The organism is Azospirillum sp. UENF 211521 (assembly GCF_058780535.1).
Genome location: NZ_JBSNCF010000003.1, coordinates 822,501 through 827,637, shown reverse-complemented (window position 1 = coordinate 827,637; position 5,137 = coordinate 822,501). Strand labels below are relative to the sequence as shown.

1 protein-coding gene and 2 rRNA genes (1 of these 3 running past the window's edge) are annotated in these 5,137 nt (G+C 62.8%); all 3 read right to left on the bottom strand.

The window, feature by feature from the left end; genetic code table 11:
- Positions 1-2,694 (bottom strand): beta strand repeat-containing protein (locus ACWPN5_RS28405; RefSeq protein ID WP_492298713.1); only part of this gene is annotated, 2,694 nt, incomplete at its 3' end.
- A 595-nt stretch (positions 2,695-3,289) separates the two neighbouring features.
- Positions 3,290-3,405: ribosomal RNA gene (gene rrf / locus ACWPN5_RS28400) — 5S ribosomal RNA — on the bottom strand.
- Between the two features lie 132 nt (positions 3,406-3,537).
- Positions 3,538-5,137, bottom strand: a 23S ribosomal RNA gene (locus ACWPN5_RS28395) (it continues 1,145 nt past the right edge of the window).

The window sequence follows — 5,137 nt, the reverse complement described above, 5'->3', positions numbered from 1 at the left end:
CGACTGGTTGGTGACGCTGGCCGGCGCGTTGCTCGCGGTGTCGGTCAGGGTGCCGGTGCCCGGGTTGTAGTCGAGCGTCACCGTCTCGCCCTGGCCGACCGCCGAGGCCAGGGTGAAGGTCAGCGTGGCGGTGCCGGACCCGCTGGCGTAGGTCGCGGCGCGGCTCTGGCCGGCGACCGTCACGGTCAGGCCGACGGCGCTGCTCGCCGACATGGCTTCAGCGAAGGTGACCGTCAGCGTCGTGCCGTTCACCGCCGCCGAGGCGATGGTCGGCCGGTTGGCGTCGATGCGGTCGGCACCCTGGCTGATCGCCGTGGTGTAGGGAGTGTTGGAGTTGCCGGCGGTGTCGGTCAGAACGATGCTGACCGGGATGTCCGAGCCCGCCGCGACGTCGGTGCCGCCGCTGGTCACCGTGAAGGTGGCGGTGTAGGTGGTCGCGTCAACCTTGGCCAGGTTGCCCAGCGCGAAGCCGCCGACCGTGCTGCCGTTGCCCAGCGTGTAGGTGTCGCTGTCCGACGCCACGGTGATCGTCACCGTCACCACGTCGCCGATCTTCATCACGGCGTCCGGGATCGACACCCCGGTGATCGACGGCGGCGTCGTGTCGGGCGCCGCGGTGCTGTTCGTCACCGACTGGTTGGTGACGCTGGCCGGCGCGTTGCTCGCGGTGTCGGTCAGGGTGCCGGTGCCCGGGTTGTAATCGAGCGTCACCGTCTCACCGTGGGCGACCGCCGAGGCCAGGGTGAAGGTCAGCGTGGCGGTGCCGGACCCGCTGGCGTAGGTGGCGACGCGGCTCTGGCCGGCGACCGTCACGGTCAGGCCGGCGGCGCTGCTCGCCGACATGGTTTCGGCGAAGGTGACTGTCAGCGTCGTGCCGTTCACCGCCGCCGAGGCGATGGTCGGCCGGTTGGCGTCGATGCGGTCGGCGCCCTGGCTGATCGCCGTGGTGTAGGGAGTGTTGGAGTTGCCGGCGGTGTCGGTCAGCACGATGTTGACCGGCACGTCCAAACCCGCCGCGACGTCGGTGCCGCCGCTGGTCACCGTGAAGGTGGCGGTGTAGGTGGTCGCGTCGACCTTGGCCAGGTTGCCCAGCGTGAAGCCGCCGACCGTGCTGCCGTTGCCCAGCGTGTAGGTGTCGCTGTCCGACGCCACGGTGATCGTCACCGTCACCACGTCGCCGATCTTCATCACGGCGTCCGGGATCGACACCGCGGTGATCGACGGCGGTGTCGTGTCGGCGGGAGCCGGCGGCAGGGAGACGTAGGTGTCCGTCCCGCTCAGCGTCAGCGTCTGATAGGGCGTGTAGATGGTTTCGACACCCGACACGAAGACGGTGCCGGCGGTGTCGGTGATGGTCACCACATCGTTGCCGGTGCCGCCGATCACGGTTTCCAGCCCCTCGACCTGGACCGTGTTGCCACCGGCGCCGAGGTAGATGACGTCGGTGCCTGCATTGCCGACGATGGATTCGACGGCGGACACCGTCATGGTGGAGCCCCTGGAGGTGCGCACCGTCACCACGTCCATGCCGGAACCGCCGATCAAGGTTTCCAGCGCCTCCACCTGGATGGTGTTGCCGCCGGTGCCGAGGACGACGACGTCGTTCCCCGCCTTGCCGACGACGGACTCGATCGCCGAAACCGCGAGGGTCATGCCGTCGCTGTTGAGCGCGACGACCAAGTCGTCGCCGGAACTGCCGATCATCGTCTCGACCAGCGACACCAGCATCGTGCTGCCGGTGGTGCTCCAGGGAATGCTCTGGTCGCCGACGATCGGGCTTCCGTCCCGGAGCGTGATGTTGACGACGTCGTTGCCGCCACCGCCGATCAGGGTGCTGAGGCTTGCCACCGTGATGGTGTTACCAATGTCGAGGAGGATGGCGGCGCTCCGGCCGCCGTTGCCGTTGACGGCGGCTCCGCCGACGATCGTTTCGATCGACGAGATGGCGACGGTGCCGCCGCCGGTCTGCAGATTGGCCGTGCCGGACCGGAAGGCCAGCGTCGCGATGTCGTTGCCGGTGCCGCCGATCAGGGTTTCCAGGAAGGCGATGCCGATCGTGTTGCCGCCGTTGGCCAGAATGACCGTATCGTTGCCGGCGGCCGCGGACCCGTTTCCGAGGACAAGCTCGATGCCCTGCAGGAACATCGTGTTGGTGCCACCCCCGATGGTGGCGATCATGTCCAGGCCGTTGGTCCCGATCAGCGTCTCCATCAGGGACACTGCCATGGTGGAGCCGGTGGACCCCGCGGCGTTGAGGTTGATGACGTCCTTGCCCGCGCTGCCGACGAGCGATTTCAGATAGGCCACCGACATGGTGTTGCCGGTGGTGCCGGCCAGCGTGATGAGGGCGGTGCCGGTGGTCGCGCCGATGATCGTTTCGAGCGATTCCACCACCATGGTGGTGCCGGTGGTCGTCAACAGAACCCGGTCGTTGCCGGAACCGCCGATCAGCGTCTCCAGCGCCTGGACCGTAATCGTGTTGCCGCCCGTGCCGGCCAGCGTCACGACATCCTTCCTCTGGGCCGATGTGCCGCCGATGAGACGATCGAGGTTGGACACCGTCAGGGTCTGGCCCTGGGTGTTGAGCCTGACGCCCTGGGTGCTGCCGTTGCCAACGATCCCCGACCAAGCCTCCGTCGAGGAAAAGACGTAGTCAGCACCAGGCGTGAGCGTCAGAGTTCCACCAGCAGCCATCTCATCCTCTTATAGTAGCATTCTTAGGCTTCGGGACCCTAGTGGCGGGAGCGCGCTTCCCATTCGATCCGCCACTACCTCTCAATAATGGATAGCGAGGTTAATATTTTGTCTACGCCTATTTTCAGACACTGGATGGCGGCAGCATCACGTGCACTGCGGCATGGAATTGGGCACGCCTAATTGGCGCGAGCAACTTTATTTTTGTAAGGTATGATTGCAGAAAAGCGCAATGCATCTTCTATAATGGGGCGCTGCGACGTTGAATGGCGATCGGAAATAGTGCGAAACCTCGAAACTGTGCTTCGCAAGCAAGGCCACAGCAAGCAACTAATAATTACAAAAAGCGACAAATGGCATGCAGTCGTCTCATTCATCGGCAAAGCCATGGCATTGCCCTTGAGAAAGAGTGGTTAGCAATCGCGAAAAATGGTGGCGCTTTTGGGTAGCGGTCCTCGGCGACACCCCAAGTACGACGAAAAGCCGGCGCTTTCCGTTTGGAAAGCGCCGGCTTTGTCGTTCATGAAGCCGATTGTCAAGCGTGTGTGAAACCGTGTCCGTCCGTGTCCGTTTTGGTTTGGCGTGTGCCGTGGTGACCTGGCGGCGACCTACTCTCCCACGTCTTAAGACGCAGTACCATCGGCGCTGAGGCGTTTCACGGCCGAGTTCGGAATGGGATCGGGTGTTGGGAGCCTCGCCATGACCACCAGGTCACCAAGGCACACGCGAACCATCCGGACCGGACGGGCGGGTTTCGTTAAGTGAGGACGTCTGCGTTCTTGCTCTTGCGGTGTTGGCTCGTGCGTCCAGGGCTTGCCGCTGCGCGCGGGCCGCCGGCTGGGAAGGATCAAGCCATTCGAGCGATTAGTAAGGCTCAGCTTCAGGCGTTGCCGCCCGTCCACATGCCTCCTATCGACGTGATGGTCTGTCACGGCTCTCAAGGGAGTTCTGGTTTTGAGGTGGGTTTCCCGCTTAGATGCTTTCAGCGGTTATCCCGTCCATACTTAGCTACCCGGCCATGCCACTGGCGTGACAACCGGTGCACCAGAGGTATGTCCATCCCGGTCCTCTCGTACTAGGGACAGATCCTCGCAAAACTCCGACACCCACGGCAGATAGGGACCGAACTGTCTCACGACGTTCTAAACCCAGCTCACGTACCACTTTAATCGGCGAACAGCCGAACCCTTGGGACCTGCTCCAGCCCCAGGATGTGATGAGCCGACATCGAGGTGCCAAACGACTCCGTCGATATGGACTCTTGGGAGTCATCAGCCTGTTATCCCCGGCGTACCTTTTATCCGTTGAGCGATGGCCCGTCCACATGGAACCACCGGATCACTATGGCCGACTTTCGTCTCTGCTCGACTTGTCTGTCTTGCAGTCAGGCGGGCTTATGCCATTGCACTCGTCGAGCGATTTCCGACCGCTCTGAGCCCACCATCGCGCGCCTCCGTTACACTTTGGGAGGCGACCGCCCCAGTCAAACTACCCGCCATGCAGGGTCCCGGCTCCGGATCAACGGAGCGCGGTTAGATGCCAGAGACCTCAAGGGTGGTATTTCAAGGATGGCTCCACCCGAGCTGGCGCCCGGGCTTCCTAGCCTCCCACCTATCCTACACATGAGATCCCTAGCACCACTGCAAAGCTGTAGTAAAGGTGCACGGGGTCTTTCCGTCTGACCGCGGGTACTCCGCATCTTCACGGAGAGTTCAATTTCGCTGAGTTGGTGTTGGAGACAGCGGGGAAGTCGTTACGCCATTCGTGCAGGTCGGAACTTACCCGACAAGGAATTTCGCTACCTTAGGACCGTTATAGTTACGGCCGCCGTTTACCGGGGCTTCAATTCGGAGCGTGAACCCCTCCTCTTAACCTTCCGGCACCGGGCAGGCGTCAGACCCTATACGTCGCCTTGTACGGCTTCGCAGAGCCCTGTGTTTTTAGTAAACAGTCGCCACCCCCTGGTCTGTGCCCCCCGCCATGGCTTGCGCCACAACGGGGCCCTCTTCTTCCGAAGTTACGAGGGCAATTTGCCGAGTTCCTTCAACACCATTCTCTCAAGCGCCTGGGTATACTCTACCAGTCCACCTGTGTCGGTTTGGGGTACGGTCTGATGCGGGGGCTGTTTCCTGGAACGGGTCCCCAGCCGGGCCAATCCGATAAGGCCCGACACGCTTTCCCATTCGTCACACACCCGCTGGCCCACGAATATTAACGTGGTTCCCATCGACTACGCCTTTCGGCCTCGCCTTAGGGGCCGGCTCACCCTGCGTGGATTAACCTTGCGCAGGAACCCTTGGACTTTCGGCGACAGTGTTTCTCACACTGTTTGTCGCTACTCATGTCAGCATTCTCACTTCCGATACCTCCAGGCGGCCTCACGGACACCCTTCGCAGGCTTACGGAACGCTCCGCTACCACGTGTCAAAGACACATCCGCAGC